This is a genomic window from Reyranella massiliensis 521 (assembly GCF_000312425.1).
GTDB classification, from domain to species: Bacteria; Pseudomonadota; Alphaproteobacteria; order Reyranellales; family Reyranellaceae; genus Reyranella; species Reyranella massiliensis.
On sequence record NZ_HE997181.1, the window covers coordinates 2,822,325 to 2,840,307 of the forward strand.

The following is a 17,983-nucleotide window of genomic DNA, read 5'->3' on the forward strand; positions in this document are numbered from 1 at the left end:
TCATGGAGTTGTCTTGGCGTCCCCTGCTCGGGCCTCTGCACCGATTTGGCTGAAGGTGCTGGTTATCTCGATGGGCCTGCTGATCGTAGCGGGCTTCGTTGTCATCGTGGCCGAAATCGGCCGGCGCATCTCTACGCCCAACGCCGCAGGTTCGCCAGCGCCGGCCCCCGGCACGAGATTCACCGAACGCATCGCGCTGCCGTCCGGCGCGCGCGTCGTGTCGATGAACGCGGCGGGCGACCGGCTGATCGTCCATGTCGAGACGCAGGGCGGCCCCTCCGCCGCCTATATCGTCGATCCGCGCAACGGCGCCCTGCTGGGCACTGTCGAGTTCCCCCCCGCCGCCGGCCGGTAGCGATGTTCGACCACCTGTCGATCACCACGACCGATCTCGACCGCGCGCAATCGTTCTACGACGCGGTGCTGGCGCCGCTGGGCGTGCCGCGGGTCAACCGCCGCGAGCGGTCGGTGGGCTATGGCGAACGGCCCGACGCCGATGGCGGCCCCTGCTACCTTTCGATCTATCTCAACACCGACCTCGACACGGGCGTGGTGGCGGACAATCGCCACTGGTGCTTCCGGGCGCCCAGCCGGGCCGCCGTCCGCGCCTTCCATCGCGCTGCGCTCGCCCAAGGCGGAACCGACGACGGCCCGCCCGGCCTTCGCGCGATCTACAGTCCCGACTACTACGCAGCATTCGTACGCGATCCCGACGGCAACCGCCTCGAGGCCGTGACGCGCCAGCCCGAACAACAAGGGCCTGAGAAACGGGGACTTGGGGAATGAGCATGAACTTTCGCAGCGATAACGAAGTCGGCGCGCATCCCGACATTCTCGAAGCGGTCAAACGCGCCTTCACCTCCGGCACCGCGCCGTCCTACGGCGCCGACGAATGGACGCACAAAGTGGAGAGGCGTCTGCGCGAGATCTTCGAGAAGCCCGACCTGCTGGCCTTCCCGGTGGCTACGGGCACGGCAGCGAACGTGCTGGCGCTGTCCTGCTGCACGCCGTCCTGGGGCTCGATCTACTGCCACCCCGAGGCGCATATCGTGGTCGACGAGGCCAATGCGCCGGAGTTCTTCACCTCGGGCGCCAAGCTCGCCCCCATTCCCGGCCCGGCCGGCAAGATGGACCAGAAGAAGCTCGCCGAGGCGCTGGCCCAGCCGGTCTACGGTGTCGTCCACCACCCTCAGCCCGCGGCCGTCAGCATCACGCAGGCGACGGAATGCGGCACGGTCTACGATCCCGACGAGATCGTCTCGATCGCCACCACCGCGCACCGCCACGGGCTCCGGCTGCACATGGACGGCGCGCGCTTCGCCAATGCGCTCTCCTATGTCGGCTGCTCCGCCGCCGAGATGTCGTGGCGCGCGGGCGTCGACGTGTTGAGCTTCGGCGCGACCAAGAACGGCGCGCTGGCGGCCGAGGCCGTGGTCTTCTTTGAGCCGGAACTGGCGCGCGAATTCGAGTTCCGCCGCAAGCGCGGCGGCCACCTCTTCTCCAAGATGCGCTTCCTCTCCGCCCAGCTCGACGCCTATCTCTCCGACGGGCTGTGGCTCAGCAACGCCCGCCATGCGAACACGATGGCGCGCCGCCTCGTTGCCGGCCTCACGACCATGAAGGGCACACAGCTCCTCTACCCGGTCGACGCCAACGAGATCTTCGTCATCCTGCCCTCGCGCATGCATGATGCGCTGCAGGACGCGGGCGCGCAGTATCACCCCTGGCCGTCGGACCGGCCGGGCGAGCGTGCCTTCCGTCTCGTCACGGCCTTCGACACCGATGCCGACGACGTCGACAAGTTCCTGTCCATTGCCAAGGCTGCCTGAGAGTACAGTTCCCATGACCCACCAGCGCACGCTCACCGCCGCCCATTGGGGCGTCTACGAAGTCGAATACGACGACGCCGGCAACGCCACGAAGCTGCACCCCTTCTCCAAGGACCCGGACCCCTCGCCCATCGGCCTGCACATGCTGTCCGACGAGGTGTCCCGGCTGCGCGTGCTGCGTCCGTCGATCCGCAAGAGCTGGCTGGAGAAAGGCCCCGGCGCCAATCCCGAGCTGCGCGGCCAGGAGCCGTTCGTCGAAGTGCCGTGGGACGAGGCGCTCGATCTCCTCGCCGGCGAACTGAAGCGCGTGAAGGAGACCTATTCAAACCGCGCGATCTTCGGCGGCTCCTACGGCTGGTCGAGCGCCGGCCGCTTCCACCACGCGCAGAGCCAGGTGAAGCGCTTCCTCAACTGCTACGGCGGCTTCGTGCGCCACCAGGATTCCTACAGCCTGGGAGCTGCGCGCGTGCTGATGCCGCACATCGTGGCCAGCATGGAAGAGCTGATGGCCATGCATACGCGCTGGGACGTGCTGGCCAAGGAGTGCAAGCTCTTCGTGACCTTCGGCGGCGTGCCGCACAAGAACGCGCAGATCAATGCCGGCGGCGCCACGCTGCATCACGTGAAGGGCGGCCTCTACGCCATGCGCGAAGCGGGCGTGCGCTTCGTCAACGTGACGCCGACCGCCGAAGACCTCGACAATGGCGGCGACGTCGAATGGCTGGCCATCCGGCCCAACACCGACGCCGCCCTGATGCTGGCGCTCTGCCACACCCTGCTGGCCGAGAACCTGCACGACCGCGCCTTCCTCGACCGCTACACGGTGGGCTTCGACAAGTTCGCCGCGACGCTCAAGGGCAAGGACGCGGCGTGGGCCGAGAAGATCACCGGCATTCCGGCACACCGCATCGTCTCGCTCGCCCGCGAGATGGCCGCGACGCGCACGATGCTCTCCATCGGCTGGTCGCTGCAGCGCAGCCATCACGGCGAGCAGCCTTTCTGGGCGCTGGTGACGCTCGCCTGCATGCTGGGCCAGATCGGCCTGCCGGGCGGCGGCTTCGGCGTGGGCTACGGCCCCGTCAACCTGATGGGCAGCCCGCATCCGCGCTACTCCGGCCCGACCCTGCCGCAAGGCAAGAACCCGGTGCCGGACTTCATCCCCGTCGCGCGCTTCACCGACATGTTGCTGCATCCCGGCGAGCGCTTCGACTACAACGGCCGGAGCCACGTCTATCCCGACATCCGTCTGGTCTACTGGGCGGGCGGCAACCCCTATCATCACCACCAGGACCTCAACCGCCTGCGTCAGGCATGGCGCAAGCCGGACACGATCGTGTTCCACGAGCAGTTCTGGACGCCGGCCGCCAAGATGGCCGACGTCGTGCTGCCCGCGACCACCAGCCTGGAACGCGACGATATCGGCTACGGCACGCGCGAGCCCTATGTCATCGCCATGAAGAAAGCGCGCGAGCCCTTGGGTGAATCACGCAACGACTACGACATCTTCAACGCGCTGGCCGAGCGGCTGGGCGTCGGCGAAGCGCATTCCGAAGGTCGCAAGACAACGCAGGAATGGCTTTCGCACCTCTACGAAGAAGCGCGCGTGAAATCGGCCAAGGCCGGCGTCACCCTGCCGCCCTACGCGGAGTTCTGGGAAGCCGGCATCGCCGAAGCCAGGGGCGAGAGCCGCGACCCGGTGATGCTCGCCGCCTTCCGCGCCGATCCCGAGAAGAACAAGCTCAAGACGCCATCGGGCAAGTTCGAGATCTTCTCCGAGACCATCGCAAGCTTCGGCTACGACGACTGCCCCGGCCACGCAACCTGGCTGGAGCCCATCGAATGGCTGGGCGCCAAGACGGCCGAGCGCTATCCGCTGCACATGCTGTCAGACCAGCCGGCCGACAAGCTGCACAGCCAGCTCGACCACAGCCCGCACGCCAAGGCGACCAAGATCAAGGGACGCCAGCCCATCACCCTGCATCCCGACGATGCGACGGCGCGCGGCATCGCCGCCGGCGACCTGGTGCGCGTGTTCAACGACCGCGGCGCCTGCCTGGCGGCCGCCCGCGTGAGCGACCGCATCCGCCGCGGCGTGGTGCGGCTCTCGACCGGCGCGTGGTTCGATCCGGCCGATGCCGGCTCCAACCGGCCGCTTGAGAAGCACGGCAACCCCAACGCGCTCACCCTCGATATCGGCGCCTCGAAGCTCAGCCAGGGCTGCATCGCCCAAACCTGCCTGGTCGAGATCGAGCGGTTCGATGGGCCAGCGCCGGCGGTAACGGCCCACCAACCGCCGACGTTCGCCGGGCGTTGACGGCGTTACGCCGTCAGGAACTGCGCACGAGGCGGCCGGGCAATGCGCCGGTCGGCTCGCCGTTGCGATAGACGATCTCGCCCGAGACGATGGTAGCGTCGAAGCCGTCGGTGCGCTGGACCAGACGCTTGCCGCCGGCCGGAAGGTCGTAGGCGATCTCGGGCCGCCGCAGCCGCATGTTGTCGTAATCCAGCACGTTGATGTCGGCTTTCAGGCCAGGCCTGAGCAGGCCGCGGTCGCGCAGGCCCATCTCGACCGCATTGTCGGCGGTCAGGCGCTTGATGCCCCACGCGACGGGAAACAGCGAACCGCGCCGGCGGTCGCGCGTCCAATGGGTCAGCGTGTAGCTGGTCGCGGTGGCGTCGCACATGATGCCGACATGGGCGCCGCCGTCGCCGAGCCCGATCAGGCTGTTGGGCGCGGCCAGCATCTCTCCCACCACGTCGAGATTGCCCGCCGCGTAGTTCGTCACCGGCAGATAGAGGATGCCCCGGCCGTCGCGCTCCATCAGCAGGTCGTAGGCGACCTCGTCGGGCGAACGGCCTTCGCAGGCCGCGCGGGCGGCGACGCTCTGGTCGGCCGCGGGCTCGTAGTCCGGCGGATCGCCGAACGGAAACATGCGCTTCCAGCGTTCGACGCGGCGGGAGGCGTATTCGGACTCGTCGATGGAATCGGCCACCACCCGGGCGCGGAACTCCGGCTGGCGCAGCAACGCCACGCGTTCGGCGAAGGGAAGATGGGCGATCTTCTTGTAGGTCGGCCGGCCGCTGAACGGGTTCTGCGACAGCTCGAAACCCAGGAGCACGCTGGTCGGCCGCGAGCGGATTTGCGCGGTGAGGCGCAGGCCCTCGGCGTTGGCCCGGTCGATCTCGCCCATCAGCTCGCGCCAGCCATTGGGACGCGCATCCGACTGGATCATCGTGATGGTGACGGGACGGCCCGACTCGCGCGCCAGCCGCCGGAACAGGCCGATCTCGCCCTGCTGGTCCTCGAAGTCCGACACGATCTGCAGCCAGCCCGAGCCCACCGAGCGCATCGCCTGCGCGATGGCCGTCAACTCCGCTTCCTCGGCGCGCAGGGTCGGGATGTGCCGTCCATCGGCCGCGCGATGATTGAGCGTGCGCGAGGTCGAGAAGCCGAAGGCGCCGGCGCGCAGGCCCTCGACCGTCAGTTCGGCCATGCGCCGGCGGTCCTGTTCGGTGGCCGGTTCGCGGTTGGCGCCGCGCTCGCCCATCACATAGACGCGCAACGCGGCATGCGGCACCTGGGTGGCGACATCGGCGTCGTAGGAGCGCGCAGCCAGCGCATCGAGGAAGTCCGGGAAGCTGTGCCAGTTCCACGGCAGCCCTTCGGACAGCACGACCTCGGGAATGTCCTCCACCCCTTCCATCAGGTTGATCAGCAGATCGTGCTGATCGGCATGGCAGGGCGCGAAGCCCACGCCGCAATTGCCGAGCAGGACGGTCGTCACGCCGTTCCAGGTCGACGGCGAGAGCCGATGGCTCCAGGTCGCCTGCGCGTCGTAATGCGTGTGCACGTCGACGAAGCCCGGCGTGACCAGCTTGCCGCGCGCGTTGATCTCCTCGGTCCCCTTGGGGAGGTTCTTGCCGATCGCGGCAATCCTGCCGTCGGCGATGGCGAGGTCTGCTTCGTAGGGATCGTTCCCCGACCCGTCGACGATGGTGCCGTTGCGAATCACCAAACTGGGAAGCGACATGCTGCTACTCCGGGACGCGGCGCGCAGGGTGCCAGCCGACCGTCTGACGGACAAGCAGGCGGGTCCTTGGGCATTGACAAAGCGGGCATTTAATCTGCAAATGAGAGTGAGTTGCATTTGTAAGGGTGAGGCGACCATGGATCAGATCGTGCAATTGCATCCCGCCGCGGAGACGACCGCGCGCGGCAAGCCGGACCGCGACGTGCCGAGCGTGGAGAGCAGCCAGCTCATGAGCGGCCGCCGCGAGCTACTCATTCGCCACGGCGCCAGCACCTACCGCCTGCGCGTCACGGCGTCCGAGAAGCTGATCCTGACGAAGTAGGCAAGATGCCCGGCGTGCAAGCGATTGCACGCCGGGCTCCCTCCTCTCAGTCCAGCAGGCGGCTGCGCTGGCGGGTATCGCGCGGCGTCGCGCCGTAGCGGCGCTTGAACATGCGGGTGAAGGTCGGCAGCTCGCGGAAACCGCAGAGCATCGCGACGTCCGAAATCCGCAGGCCGGCCCCTTCCGGCGACGTCAGCAGGCGCCACGCCCGCTCGATGCGCGCGGACCAGATGGCTTCGGCCACCCCCTCCCCGCGCCGCGCGAAGACGCGATAGAGCGAGGCCCGCGAGCAGCCGAGCCCGCTTGCCACCCGGTCGGGCGTGAGATCGGGATCGCCGCAATGCCTGTCGATCAGGCGGCTCGCCGCAACGTGAAAGCCGTCGACGAACTGCTCCGCATCGCAGGCCCCCACCCGCGTCGACTGCAGGATCGCCAGCGCCATCTCCGCCGCCGCGGTCGTGGCCACGACCCGCTCGGCCTCGGACATATACGGCGCCTCGTCCATTGTGGACTTGAGGTGCTGGCGCAGGATGCTCGCCATGCCGCGCGTGGCGATGCGCCGGCCGGCCAGCGACGACAGATCCTCGCCCATGGCCTCCATCACCTGCCGCCGCGACAGCACGATACCGCTCGAACAGTGGCGCGAGCGGATGATCTGCAGCGGCTTCGCATAGTCCACGACATAGAGGTCGTCCGCCTTTATCCGGTGCTCGCCGTCGTGATCGAGCAAGGCGGTACGGCACTCCCGCATCAGTTCGACGGCGATATCGTCGCCGCCCTCGAAGCGCGACCGACCGGGCGCCCGCAGGGCCTGGACGGCGTCGGAGGCATGTTCCACCAGTTCGCAGCGTTCGAGGACGATGCGCTTCAACCGGGCCTCGAAGGGCTGCCCGTTGCGGACGGCGCGCGGCTGCGTTCGCTTGAGAACCGTGTCCCGCCAGAAGGCGAGACGGTCTGCGGCCGGGATACCGTCGGTGCTCAGTTCGACCAGGCGGCCGTAGCCGGACGGCTCTGACGGGTGAGACGCTGGATTAAGTTTCGCCGGGCTGCTTTGAGACATCGGACCCTCACCTCCCGCGCGAGGATTGAGGCAATAATGCCAGAGCTGCGAGAATCCTGGAGAGGATTTTTGCATCTGCAACTATGTTCATCCTGGGGGTTGTTCCATCTGCGCCAGGCGCCCATTCGAGTGCGGTGGCGCATCGCCATCGTGGCCGAATGCCCCCTCGCCCCCCACCGACCGACAAGCAGGCCCGTGCCCGGGCCGGCCACGGCTCTGTGGCCGACGGTGCTTTTCCAAAGGAGAAAAACAGTGACAAATTGCATCGTAAGAATGGCGTGCGCGGGGGAGCGGATCTGATGAGGGGCGTTGGAATTCTGTCGCGGCTGGCGATCGGTTTGATGGCGACCGGAGCCGTCATGGGCTCGGGCTCCGGCTCGGCCTCTGCCCAGACCGGCAGCCTGCCCGACTATCTGAAGAACATCTCGGGGACGACGGCGCCGACCCCGCCGGAGCTGGCCAACCGCGACGTGCTGCAGCTCAACACCACGATGTTCGCACTCTACGACAATGCAGCCCGCACCTTCCGCCGCAACATCATGGCCAACCACCCCATCATCCTGGCTCTGTTCTCCGGCGCCGGCGGCCGCATGATCCTCTACAAGCCCGGCCGGCCGCCCGAGGAAGCGCCCTCGGTGCCGATGGTCTACCAGGTCATGAAATCGGCCGGGCACAGCGTCATGGCGATCTCCCAGGTCGTCGTGCCCTATATCGGCAATGCCGCCGACAAGAGCTGGGTGACGCCGCTCGCCGCCTACCGCACCCAGATGAAGGCCGCCCTCGACGGCGTCGACGCGCTGGCCATCCAGGCGGACTGGAAGCCCACCCTCAAGACCATCCTGGGCAACAACGTCGCCTACATGGACGACTGCCTCGCCAAGGGCGTCATCAACATCGCCGACCTCCAGGCCTTCGCCAGGAAGCAGGCGCCCGACGTGAAGCTCATCATCAACTGGGCCGCCTCGACCCAGGTGAAGCACTGGATGGGCGTGCTCGACGGCTGGAAGGCCAATCTCGGCCCCGACTTCGACAAGACCTACGCCGCCTCCAACGCCATCTACGTCGCCCGCCAGAACAACGTGCTGTTCAGCGTGCTGGCGCAGTATTTCGGCCCCGAGGCGATCAACGACCGGCTGATGCTGATCGAGACCATCAACTTCACCACCACGCCCGAGGACATGCTGGCGGCGCTGACCCGCATCGTCGCCGACCGCTCCGTCGGCGAACTGTTCTTCGGCAACTACAAGCTGATGGACTTCGAGCTGATGGGCGGCGATGCGCGCAAGACCATCGTCACCGAGATGAAAGCGCGTGGCCGCGAGGCCTTCCTGCCGCCGGCCGTCCCGTTCGGCTCCAAGCAGTGGCCCGCTCTGGTCACGCCCGGCCCCGGCCCCACCTCCCTCGACGACCTCAAGTAGGGGGCTCTTTCCAACACGACCTGCGAGGCGGAGCGTCCGGCGCCCCGCCTCGCGGCAAACGGCTCTGCGCGGGGAACGGCATGAATCTCAATACGATCGTCGACGTGAAACGACCGGAGTCGTTCGACAAGGTCGAATGGGGCGAAGGCCATGCCTGGCTGGCCGGCGGCACCTGGCTGTTCTCCGAACCTCAGGTCGACACCCATACGCTGGTCGACCTCGAACGGTTCGGCTGGCCGGCGTTGACCGTGACAGAACAGGGCCTCGACATCGCAGCGACCTGCAAGATCGTCGAGCTGCATGACTTCAAGGGGCCGCCGGAATGGCGTGCAGTGCCGCTGTTCGACAAGTGCATCGACGCCTTCCTGATGTCGTTCAAGATCTGGAATGCCGCGACCGTCGGCGGCAACATCATCATGTCCCTGCCGGCCGGCGCGATGGTCTCGCTCACCGCGGCGCTCGAAGGCGTGCTGACCCTGTGGCCGCGTAAAGGCGAGCCACGCCAGATACCCGTCGTCGATTTCGTCACCGGCAACCACCAGAACGTGTTGCAGCCGGGCGAGCTCCTGCGCTCGATCCACCTGCCCGCCTCGGCGCTCAGGAAGCGCTTCGCCATGCGCCAGGTGTCGCTCACCCATCTCGGCCGCTCTGCCGCGCTGATCGTCGCCACGGTCGACGACAACGACGACAACTTCCTGCTGACGATCAGTGCGGCGACGCCGCGGCCGGTCCATCTGCGCTTCGACAAGACACCCTCGGCTGCCGAACTGCGGGGGGCCATCGACGAACGCCTGCCGGCCGACGCCTGGTTCCAGGACGTCCATGGCTCGGCGCCCTACAAGCGTCACGTCACCCACTACCTTGCCGAACAGGTTCGCGCGGAGCTGGCATGAGCACCTACGAGATCAACGGCCGCTCCTACTCGGCGGCCCCCAAGCCCGGCCAGTGTCTGCGCACCTTCCTGCGCGACCTGGAGGTGTTCGGGGTCAAAAAGGGCTGCGACGCCGGCGACTGCGGCGCCTGCACGGTATGGATGGACGGCAAGCCGTTCCATTCCTGCCTGGTGCCCGCCTTCCGCGGCGAGGGCCGCAAGATCACCACCATCGAGGGCCTTGCCCAGACCTGCGGCGACGGCACCGACATGCACCCGGTCCAGAAGGCTTTCTGCGACGCCCAGGCCTTCCAGTGCGGCTACTGCGCCGCCGGCATGGTGATGACGGTCGCGAGCCTCAGCCTGGAACAGCGCGAGGACCTGCCGCACGCGCTGAAAGGCAATCTCTGCCGCTGTACTGGCTATCGCTCCATCGAGGATGCGCTGCACGGCCGCTCGAACATCGAGGAAGACGTTGCCGGCAAGGCTCTCGGCGCCAGCCTGCCCAACCCATTCAGCGACGCGATCCTGACCGGCAAGGCTCCCTACACGATGGATGTCGCGGTGCCGGGCCTGCTGCACCTCAAGGTGCTGCGCTCCCCGCACGCCCATGCCCGCGTCATTCGCATCGACAAGAGCAAGGCGGAAGCCGTGCCCGGCGTCGTCGCGGTCTATACCTGGGAGGACGTGCCGCGGCGGCTCTACAGCACGGCCCTGCACGAGGACCATCTCGTCGATCCCGACGACACCTACATGCTCGACAATGTCGCGCGCTTCGTCGGCCAGCGCCTCGTCGCCGTCGTTGCCGAAAGCGAAGCCGCAGCCGAAGCAGGCTGCCGGACGGTCCATGTCGACTACGAGCTGCTGCCGGCCGTCTTCGACCCGGTCGAGGCCATGGCGCCCGGCGCGCCGCTGCTGCACGACAAGGATGTCCTCACCGACAACGGCAACATCTACTGCGACCTGCACGGCGAGATCGGCGACGTGGCCAAGGGCTTCGCCGAGGCCGATGTCGTGCACGAGGCGACCTATTCGACCTCGCGCGTGCAGCATGTCCATCTCGAAACACACGGCTCGATCGCCTGGCAGGGCGAGGACAAACGCTGGCATGTGCGGACCAGTTCGCAGGGGCCGTTCGCCGCCCAGAAGAAGCTCTGTTACCTGATGGGCCTGCGTGCCCGCGACCTGCACGTCTTCACCGAGCGGGTCGGCGGCGGCTTCGGCGGCAAGCAGGAGATGGTCTCCGAAGACCTCGTGCTGTTTGCAACCATGAAGCTCGGCCGCCCCGTGAAGTGGGAATGGACGCGCGAGGAGGAGTTCATCGGCGCCACGACGCGGCACCAGATGACGACCAGGATCAGGCTCGGCGCCCGCAAGGACGGCACCCTGACGGCGATGGATGTCGAGGTCGTCTCCAACACCGGGGCCTATGGCAACCACGGCAGCGAGACGCTGGCGGCCGCCATGGCGAGCCCGATCGCGGCCTATCGCTGCGAGAACAAGAAGGGCGTGGGCTACGCCGTCTACACCAACATGATCCCGGCCGGCGGCTTCCGCGGCTACGGCGCCTCGCAGACGACCTTCGCCATCGAATGCGCCATCGACGACCTGGCGCGCAAGCTCGACATCGACCCGATGGCGATGCGGCGCAAGAACGTGGTCCGCCCCGGCGACAATATCGAATCGATCTGGAAGGAGCCGAGCGACGCCAGCTTCGGCAGCTACGGCATCGACGAGTGCCTGGATATCGTCGAGCGCGAACTGACCAAGGGGAACGGCGTCGAGAAGCCCGCCGGCGAGGACTGGGCCACCGGCACAGGCGTGGCGCTCGCCATGCTGGAATGCGGCCCGCCGACCGAGCACCGCTCCGGTGCGGAAATGCGGCTGATGGCCGACGGCAGCTACCACCTCGCCGTCGGCTCCTGCGAGATGGGCAACGGCATCGCGACCGCCCATCAGCAGATCGCCGCTTCCATCGTGGGCGTGCGGGCACGCGACATCCACGTCGTCATCGCCGACACCGACCGCACCCCCTACGATACCGGCACCTTCGCCAGCACTGGCACGGTGGTGGCAGGCAAGGCCGTCCACCTCACCGCGGAGGCGATGCGCGAGGACATCCTCGACTTCGCCAGCCGCCACACCGGTGCCGACCGGGCCAACTGCCGCCTCGACAGCGATGCCGTGATCTGCGGCAACAAGCGGGTGCCTCTCGCCGAGCTGCACGCGGCCGGCGCCAAGGCCGAACATCGCTTTGCCGTGAGCCGGAAGGCCTACCTGTCTCCGCGCACCATCGCCTTCAACGTGCAGGGCGTGCGGCTGGCCGTGCATCGCGTGACCGGCGAGATCCGCATCCTGCACAGCATCCACGCTGCCGACATCGGCCGGCCGATCAATCCCATGCAGTGCCGCGGCCAGCTCGATGGCGCCATCACCATGGGCTATGGCTGGGCACTCACCGAAAACATGGTCCATGACGGCGGCCACATGGTGAACGCGCAGATCCGCAACTACCGCATCCCCGCCTGGGCAGACGCGCCGCGCACCGACCTCTTCCTGGCGGGCACCGTCGACACGATCGGGCCGCTCGGCGCCAAGTCCCAGGGCGAATGCGCCATCAATCCGGTCGCGCCCGCGGTCTCGAACGCGCTGGCCGATGCCACGGGCGTGCGCTTCGCCCACCTGCCCTTCACACCGGACCGCCTGTTCGACAAGCTGGCGACGTCATGAGCAAAGCCGCCTCCGTCGCAAGCCGCAGCGTCAGCATCGTCACCCAGACCTGCGTGCGGCCAGAGCGTGCGGACGACTTTGCGCGCTGGCAGAGCGAGACCAGTTCGCTCATCCAGAGCTTCCCGGGCTTCATCGAACAGCGCCTGCTGCCGCCCGCACCGCCGCTGCAGGTCGACTGGGTGATCCTGCAACGCTTTGCCAGCCTGGCCGATGCTCGGCGCTGGCTGGGCTCCGCCGAACGCCAGAAGCGCATCGAAGGCGCGGCGCCCATGCTGGTCGGCCGCGACGACGTGCATATCGTCCAGGACGAGACCGGCGGCATCAAGCCGGCCCCGGTGTCGGCCGTGATCTCGACGCGCGTCCTGCCGGGCAAGGAAGCCGAGTATCGCGCCTGGGAACGCAAGATCGCCGCCGCGCAGTCCAAGGCGCGCGGCCTGCAGGGCTACCGTTTCGAGCCGCCGGTGCCCGGCGTGCAGGAGGATTACGTCGCCATCCTGCGCTTCGACACCGAAGCCAATCTCCAAGCCTGGCTCGACTCGCCCGAACGTAAAAGGCTGGTCGACGAGGCCGCGCCGCTCACCGAGGAATTCCACGCCCGCATCGCCAGCGCAGGGTTCGAGCAGTGGTTCCGCGACGTCGCTCCGGCAGGCGCGAAGCTACCGGTGTGGAAGATGGACATGCTCGTCCTGCTGATGCTCTACCCTATCGTCTTCCTGTGGAGCGTCTGGATCGGCCTGCCATACCTGTCCAACCTCTCCTTCGCGGCCTCGCTGTTCATCGGCAACATCGTGAGCGTCGGCCTCACCGGCTTCCTCGTGCCGTGGGTCGCCAACCGTTTCGGCTGGTGGTTGCAGCCTGCCGCCCACAGGAACGCCCTTGCCGTCCATTTCCTCGGCGCCGGCGTCATCATGGCGATCTACGCGACCATGATCTTCGTCTTCTGGCGCTTCTTCTGAGCCTTCGTCCGCCCTAAACTGACGGCTGGAGGAAAAACCCAATGGCCAAACGTCTCAGCGCGGAAGCAGTCGCCCAATACCGCCGCGATGGATTCTATTTTCCCCTGCCGGTCCTCTCGGCTGACGAGGCCCTGGGCTATCGCCGCAAGCTCGAAACCTACGAGCAGCAGATCGGCGGACCGATTGCGTCCAACATGCGTCACAAGACGCACCTTCTCTTCACCTGGGCCAACGAGCTGGCGCGTCATCCCGCCGTGCTCGATGCCGTCGAGGACGTGATCGGCCCCAACATTCTCTGCTGGAGCACAACCTTCTTCATCAAGGAGCCGCAGACTCCCGCCTTCGTCTCCTGGCATCAGGACGCGACCTACTGGGGGCTCAGCACCGACGACGTCATCACCGCCTGGGTGGCCTTCGCCGACGCGCCGGTCGAGAGCGGCGCCATGAAGTTCTGGCCGGGCAGCCACCTCAAGAACCAGCTCGAACATCGCGACACGTTCGACAAGAACAACCTGTTGAGCCGCGGCCAGGAGATCGCCGTCGACGTGCCGGCCGGCGAAGGCGTCGACGTGGCGCTGAAGGCCGGCGACATGTCGCTGCATCACGTGTTGCTGGTCCACGGCTCGGGCCCCAACACCACGCACGACCGGCGCATCGGCTTTGCCATGCGCTACATCCCGCCCCATGTGAAGCAGCTCAAGGTGCGCGACTCCGCCATGCTGGTGCGCGGCCGCGACACCCACGGCAACTTCGACCTGGAGCCCTCGCCCAAGGCCGACCTCGACGAGGCGGCGCTGGCTGTCCATCGCGATTCCGTCGAACGCTCCGTGAAGGCGCTCTACGCCGGCACCGACCGCACGGAGTTCAGGGCCTAGCGCCTCGCGGACTCGACTCGCTCAGTGGCGCCAGCTCGTATCGGTCTTGTCGAGCTTGCGCAGCAAGGCGGCGAATTCGAGATCGCCGATGCCCACGGCCGACTCCCTCTCGGAGAAGCGATCCATGTCGGCGCCCGACTTGGCCGCGAGATTGTCGCCCATGACGTTCAACGTGCCGGCCGCCGCCGCATCGACCTGGATCTGGCAGGCCCGCTCCAGCCGGTAGAGGCGCAGGAAGGCCTCCGGCACCGAGCGGCCGGTGGTCAGCAGGCCGTGGTTGCGCAGCATCATCGCCTGGTTGTCGCCGAGGTTCTTCAAGAGCCGCTCGCGCTCGTCGAGGTCGAGGCTGGGGCCTTCATAGTCGTGATAGGACAGCTTGCCGTGGAAGGCCGTGGCCGTCATGGAGATCGGCAGCAGGCCATCCTTCAGCGCACAGACCGCCATGCCGGCGCGGGTGTGCGTGTGCATCACCACCTTATGGCGTTCGGCATGGGCCATGTGGACGGCCGAATGGATCACGAAGCCCGCGTAGTTCACGGGATGCGGGCTCGGCTCGACGATCTTGCCGTCGAGGTCGATCTTCACCAGGTTCGAGGCTGTCACCTCGTCGTAGTTGAGGCCGAAGGGATTGATCAGGAAGTGCGGCGCCTCGCCGGGCACTCGCGCGGTGAGATGGCCATAGATCAGTTCCGTCCAGCCGAAATGATCCACCAGGCGATAGGCGGCCGCGAGCTGGCGGCGCAACACCCACTCGCCGTCGCCGGGCGGCAGCGTGTCGATGTCGATGCCGGTGAGCGGCAGTTCGGACGCAATCGGCATATCCATCACGCGCTCTCCTTCAGACCAGCCCTCCGCAGGCAGCGACGAAGCTTAGGCACACGCGCTAGGATCGGGCAACCAAGGAGGAAACATATCGATGTCGGACAAGCAGCGCCTGGACACGACCCGCCTGCAGAAGATCGCCCAAGCCTATTGGGAGAGCGCCGCCCTGATGGCGGCGGTCGAGCTGGAGATATTCACGGCCATCGCCCACGGCCACGACACGATCCCGGCCGTCGCCAAAGCCATCGGCATCACCGAGCGCAACGCCGAACGCATCCTGACCGTGCTGGCGGCCATGACGCTGCTGTCGCGTGAGGGCGAACGCTTCACCAATGCGCCCGACGTGCAGCGCTTCCTGGTCAAGGATGGCGAGCGTTATGCCGGGCCATGGATCCTGTTCACCAAGCCGCGCTGGACGGCGTTCGGCGAACTGTCGGACCGGCTGCGGCGGAAGGAGGAGACCAAGCTCGGCGCCTATGTCGACTTCTCGGTCGACGATGCCCGGCGCTACCACGCCGCCACCTATTCCATCGGCATGGGCGCGGCGCGTCTGTTCAGCCGCAGCGTCGATCTCACCGGACGCAAGAAGCTGCTCGACCTCGGCGGCGGCTCCGGCGCCTACAGCATCGTGGCGACCAAGACCTATCCCGGGCTGAAGGCGATCGTGCTCGACCTGCCGCCCGTCGCGGTCGTCGCCGACGAGTACATCGCCGCCAACGATGCGGCCGACAGGGTGAGCACGCTGCCCGGCGACTTCACGAGCACGGAGTTTCCAAGCGGCGTCGACGTCGTGGTGATGGCGAGCAACCTGCCGCAATACGAGCCCGCCCTGATCCGCCTCGTCGTCAAAAAGGCGTTCGCAGCGCTGGAGCCCGGCGGCGAGATGCACCTGATCGGCGAGACCCTGCACGACGACCGAAGCGGTCCGCTGTCGGCCGCCTTGTGGGGCCTGAACGAAGCCGTCCAGGGCAGCACCGGCCTCGCCCACACCGAAGCCGAGGTGAAGGGATATCTGCAGGGCGCAGGTTTTGCCGATGTCGCGGTCCACCCCTTCGTTCCGGGCGTGCTGTCGCGGGTGACGGGGCGAAAACCCGCCTGAACGGGAGGGGTTGCGCGCGGGCAGCCGTTCGACTATCTGTCCGCCCTCCGCCTCTGCTCCCTTCGTCTAGAGGCCTAGGACGCGGCCCTCTCAAGGCTGAAACACGGGTTCGAATCCCGTAGGGAGCGCCAAGGCCGGATTCCGTAGAATATGGATTTCATGGACTCTCGCGCCCGGTGAGAAGTGGGCGTGAATGGTCGTGAGAAGCGTTCCAGCCGGCCGCTCTGATCGCTCTGCGGAGGACGTTGCCGGCCCGGTTCGCCGGCAGGCAAAGCTGCACCGGGTTCATGTACTGGCGCCACGAGGGCCGCGCGGCTTGCGGCCCTTCACGTCCTCGTTCTGGCTGCCCGGAATGCCGGCGCCGCCATCGTCGCGCGTAACTTCGGGACTGGGCTTGCCGCGTTCCTGTTGCTGGCTCGGCGGCCCGCCCGCCCCCGGGTTGAGACGCTGGTATTCCTTCTCGGGAGGCAGGCCCGAGGGAGATGTCTTGGGAGATGTCTTGGGAGATGTCTTGGGAGATAGTTTGGGAGACGGCTTCCTGCTCATGCCGCCCTCCCCTTGCGTCGGTTTGTGTTCGCGGTCCGCTCGGGCCGGGCGGCCACAGGCGCGGCACGACGCGCGGTCGGATTCACAGCCGTTGGAAGCACGTTGATTGCTGCCGCGAACGCGCGTCCTCCGAGGCGCAGCAAGAAGCCCGCGGTCCCTGCGCATGTGCGAGACGCGGCAGGAAACGCGGACTTCCGTAAGGACCGTCAGGGACGAAGCGACCAGCCATCGCCGCCGCAACGTGTAACTTCCCCTCCGTGGATGAATGCCGTTTGCCGCTCATCAGTTGCGGGCTCAATTCCTTCAAAAGCAGCCCCGGCGAACTGAAACGCCACGGGGTACATCGCCATTCCAAAACCGCCCGCATGTGCAACAGGCGTCCATGCCTGGCGTTTCCTCCGATGAAAGGCCTTCACGTTCTAATGGGGGACGGCCGAGCTCCTCCCTGTCGCCCTTGCTGCTTGGCGGGAACGCCGATGCAGGAGGCAAGTTGACCATCCAGCTTCAAAAACCAGGAGGTCCTCGATGACTAAGCCTATTCCCGTCCCCCCAGGCAGCCACAACTCCAAAGGAGCGGGCGGAGTGCAAGGCTCAAAGGAAAGGGTCTCGCGCGAAGATGCCAAACGCGCAAACCGAATCGACAATCTCAAGCAGCAGGGCGAGGCCGGCAATATCAAGCAGAACACGCGCCACCAAGGCTATCAGCAGGATCGCTAGCCATGCCCAAAAAGCATCCAAGCACCGAACGCATCGGCGGACCTGGAGCCGCTCATGAGAACCGGAAAGTCCCGGAGAAGTCGCGGCCACGGGGCAGTCGCCCGGAGGACTCCCTCAGCGACAAGCGCACTGGCATTTCCGGCGGCGGGGGCGAACGCCACTCCCACCATACTCGTGATCCGGCTCTGAAGGGTGGCCGAAACTGAGCACGTGACGGATCGGGCGAAGACAGGAGGACTACCATGAACGAACGTGACGAAATGGTCCGCGGCAAACTCATCGATCGGCTGACGGCAGTCGGCGTCGACCCTCGCATGGTGAACGTGGAAGTGAACAGCGGTGAAGCGACCATCCGCGGATCCGTGCCATCGGCGGAGCAACGCGCACGCGCGTTGGAGGCCCTTGCAGGAGCGCATGCGATTGAGCTGGAAGTCCGGGACGTCCCGCCCAGCGACAGCGCCGACGGCCGTGGCCGCTCGCCCTTGACGGGCACTTCGGAGGAATCGGCCCATCAGAGCCGCCATCAAGCGGACCCGACGTGATGACTTCAAAGATGAACTCCGAAGAATTGACGACGGCGCTTGGTCGCGCCGTTACCGCCGTGTGGGGAAAGCTCCCGACGAACGTGCAACAGGAACTCTTCGAATCAGCGGTCGAGTCATCGAAGGCAAACATGCGCGAGGAGCTCGCAGCCTTCTTGCATGAAT

17 protein-coding genes and 1 tRNA gene are annotated in these 17,983 nt (G+C 67.0%); 14 read left to right on the forward strand and 4 right to left on the reverse strand.

Going from position 1 to position 17,983, the window contains the following annotated elements; genetic code table 11:
• The first annotated feature begins 13 nt into the window (after positions 1-13).
• The 4 genes from BN60_RS13940 to BN60_RS13955 are packed head-to-tail and all read left to right on the forward strand — an operon-like array spanning position 14 to position 4,143.
• Entirely contained in the window at positions 14-355 is a 342-nt protein-coding gene (locus BN60_RS13940; protein WP_148283419.1) for a DUF6476 family protein, read from the forward strand.
• 2 nt (positions 356-357) lie between these two features.
• A complete protein-coding gene (locus tag BN60_RS13945; RefSeq protein WP_020696694.1) occupies positions 358-786 on the forward strand; it encodes a VOC family protein in 429 nt (142 codons plus the stop codon).
• Positions 787-788: 2 nt separating this feature from the next.
• Entirely contained in the window at positions 789-1,829 is a 1,041-nt protein-coding gene (locus BN60_RS13950) for a threonine aldolase family protein (RefSeq protein WP_043283919.1), read from the forward strand.
• 13 nt (positions 1,830-1,842) lie between these two features.
• Positions 1,843-4,143 carry a molybdopterin-dependent oxidoreductase gene (locus BN60_RS13955; protein ID WP_020696696.1) on the forward strand — a complete coding sequence of 767 codons (2,301 nt, stop codon included), beginning with the start codon at positions 1,843-1,845 and terminating at the stop codon, positions 4,141-4,143.
• 13 nt (positions 4,144-4,156) lie between these two features.
• Here the strand turns inward: BN60_RS13955 and BN60_RS13960 are convergent, their stop codons facing one another.
• The gene (locus tag BN60_RS13960) at positions 4,157-5,860 is read right to left on the reverse strand and encodes an N-acyl-D-amino-acid deacylase family protein (protein WP_020696697.1); all 1,704 of its coding nucleotides are present in this window, start codon (positions 5,858-5,860) and stop codon (positions 4,157-4,159) included.
• A gap of 136 nt (positions 5,861-5,996) precedes the next feature.
• Between BN60_RS13960 and hemP the strand changes: the two genes are divergently transcribed.
• Entirely contained in the window at positions 5,997-6,182 is a 186-nt protein-coding gene (gene hemP, locus BN60_RS13965; RefSeq protein ID WP_020696698.1) for a hemin uptake protein HemP, read from the forward strand.
• A gap of 46 nt (positions 6,183-6,228) precedes the next feature.
• On the opposite strand, the gene BN60_RS13970 is transcribed toward hemP, so the two are convergent.
• Complete coding sequence (locus tag BN60_RS13970) at positions 6,229-7,053, reverse strand: helix-turn-helix domain-containing protein (protein WP_177324818.1); 825 nt, start codon at positions 7,051-7,053, stop codon at positions 6,229-6,231.
• Positions 7,054-7,541: 488 nt separating this feature from the next.
• On the opposite strand from BN60_RS13970, the gene BN60_RS13975 reads away from it, so the two are divergent.
• The 5 genes from BN60_RS13975 (at position 7,542) to BN60_RS13995 (ending at position 14,092) form a co-directional block, all read left to right on the forward strand.
• A complete protein-coding gene (locus BN60_RS13975; RefSeq protein ID WP_020696700.1) occupies positions 7,542-8,660 on the forward strand; it encodes a hypothetical protein in 1,119 nt (372 codons plus the stop codon).
• 80 nt (positions 8,661-8,740) lie between these two features.
• The gene (locus BN60_RS13980; RefSeq protein ID WP_020696701.1) at positions 8,741-9,553 is read left to right on the forward strand and encodes an FAD binding domain-containing protein; all 813 of its coding nucleotides are present in this window, start codon (positions 8,741-8,743) and stop codon (positions 9,551-9,553) included.
• A complete protein-coding gene (locus BN60_RS13985; RefSeq protein WP_020696702.1) occupies positions 9,550-12,261 on the forward strand; it encodes a molybdopterin-dependent oxidoreductase in 2,712 nt (903 codons plus the stop codon). The genes BN60_RS13980 and BN60_RS13985 overlap by 4 nt, the downstream gene beginning before the upstream one ends.
• Positions 12,258-13,217, forward strand: coding sequence for a putative antibiotic biosynthesis monooxygenase (locus tag BN60_RS13990; protein WP_020696703.1), 960 nt, complete (start codon positions 12,258-12,260; stop codon positions 13,215-13,217). Before BN60_RS13985 ends, BN60_RS13990 begins: the two co-directional genes overlap by 4 nt.
• A 41-nt stretch (positions 13,218-13,258) precedes the next feature.
• Positions 13,259-14,092 carry a phytanoyl-CoA dioxygenase family protein gene (locus tag BN60_RS13995; protein ID WP_020696704.1) on the forward strand — a complete coding sequence of 278 codons (834 nt, stop codon included), beginning with the start codon at positions 13,259-13,261 and terminating at the stop codon, positions 14,090-14,092.
• A gap of 21 nt (positions 14,093-14,113) precedes the next feature.
• On the opposite strand, the gene BN60_RS14000 is transcribed toward BN60_RS13995, so the two are convergent.
• On the reverse strand, positions 14,114-14,917 hold the full coding sequence (locus BN60_RS14000) for a class II aldolase/adducin family protein (RefSeq protein ID WP_020696705.1): 804 nt from the start codon (positions 14,915-14,917) through the stop codon (positions 14,114-14,116).
• 91 nt (positions 14,918-15,008) lie between these two features.
• Here BN60_RS14000 and BN60_RS14005 point away from each other — a divergent pair, with 91 nt between their 5' ends.
• Both BN60_RS14005 and BN60_RS14010 read left to right on the forward strand, forming a co-directional pair.
• Positions 15,009-16,013 carry a methyltransferase gene (locus tag BN60_RS14005; RefSeq protein WP_020696706.1) on the forward strand — a complete coding sequence of 335 codons (1,005 nt, stop codon included), beginning with the start codon at positions 15,009-15,011 and terminating at the stop codon, positions 16,011-16,013.
• Between the two features lie 55 nt (positions 16,014-16,068).
• Positions 16,069-16,144, forward strand: a tRNA-Glu gene (locus BN60_RS14010).
• Between the two features lie 154 nt (positions 16,145-16,298).
• Here BN60_RS14010 and BN60_RS30395 read toward each other — a convergent pair.
• Entirely contained in the window at positions 16,299-16,559 is a 261-nt protein-coding gene (locus BN60_RS30395; RefSeq protein ID WP_148283421.1) for a hypothetical protein, read from the reverse strand.
• Between the two features lie 525 nt (positions 16,560-17,084).
• Between BN60_RS30395 and BN60_RS29665 the strand changes: the two genes are divergently transcribed.
• Complete coding sequence (locus tag BN60_RS29665) at positions 17,085-17,276, forward strand: hypothetical protein (protein ID WP_043283922.1); 192 nt, start codon at positions 17,085-17,087, stop codon at positions 17,274-17,276.
• Between the two features lie 242 nt (positions 17,277-17,518).
• A complete protein-coding gene (locus BN60_RS14020; RefSeq protein WP_020696708.1) occupies positions 17,519-17,818 on the forward strand; it encodes a BON domain-containing protein in 300 nt (99 codons plus the stop codon).
• The last annotated feature ends 165 nt before the right edge of the window (positions 17,819-17,983 follow it).

What these genes read in the sequence shown, in the direction of transcription:
- BN60_RS13945 (WP_020696694.1), top strand. Translation starts at nt 358, where the DNA reads ATGTTCGACCACCTGTCGATCACCACGACCGATCTCGACCGCGCGCAA.
- BN60_RS13950 (WP_043283919.1), top strand. Translation starts at nt 789, where the DNA reads ATGAACTTTCGCAGCGATAACGAAGTCGGCGCGCATCCCGACATTCTC.
- BN60_RS13955 (WP_020696696.1), top strand. Translation starts at nt 1,843, where the DNA reads ATGACCCACCAGCGCACGCTCACCGCCGCCCATTGGGGCGTCTACGAA.
- BN60_RS13960 (WP_020696697.1), bottom strand. Translation starts at nt 5,860, where the DNA reads ATGTCGCTTCCCAGTTTGGTGATTCGCAACGGCACCATCGTCGACGGG.
- hemP (WP_020696698.1), top strand. Translation starts at nt 5,997, where the DNA reads ATGGATCAGATCGTGCAATTGCATCCCGCCGCGGAGACGACCGCGCGC.
- BN60_RS13975 (WP_020696700.1), top strand. Translation starts at nt 7,542, where the DNA reads ATGAGGGGCGTTGGAATTCTGTCGCGGCTGGCGATCGGTTTGATGGCG.
- BN60_RS13980 (WP_020696701.1), top strand. Translation starts at nt 8,741, where the DNA reads ATGAATCTCAATACGATCGTCGACGTGAAACGACCGGAGTCGTTCGAC.
- BN60_RS13985 (WP_020696702.1), top strand. Translation starts at nt 9,550, where the DNA reads ATGAGCACCTACGAGATCAACGGCCGCTCCTACTCGGCGGCCCCCAAG.
- BN60_RS13990 (WP_020696703.1), top strand. Translation starts at nt 12,258, where the DNA reads ATGAGCAAAGCCGCCTCCGTCGCAAGCCGCAGCGTCAGCATCGTCACC.
- BN60_RS13995 (WP_020696704.1), top strand. Translation starts at nt 13,259, where the DNA reads ATGGCCAAACGTCTCAGCGCGGAAGCAGTCGCCCAATACCGCCGCGAT.
- BN60_RS14000 (WP_020696705.1), bottom strand. Translation starts at nt 14,917, where the DNA reads ATGGATATGCCGATTGCGTCCGAACTGCCGCTCACCGGCATCGACATC.
- BN60_RS14005 (WP_020696706.1), top strand. Translation starts at nt 15,009, where the DNA reads ATGTCGGACAAGCAGCGCCTGGACACGACCCGCCTGCAGAAGATCGCC.
- BN60_RS30395 (WP_148283421.1), bottom strand. Translation starts at nt 16,559, where the DNA reads ATGAGCAGGAAGCCGTCTCCCAAACTATCTCCCAAGACATCTCCCAAG.
- BN60_RS29665 (WP_043283922.1), top strand. Translation starts at nt 17,085, where the DNA reads ATGACTAAGCCTATTCCCGTCCCCCCAGGCAGCCACAACTCCAAAGGA.
- BN60_RS14020 (WP_020696708.1), top strand. Translation starts at nt 17,519, where the DNA reads ATGAACGAACGTGACGAAATGGTCCGCGGCAAACTCATCGATCGGCTG.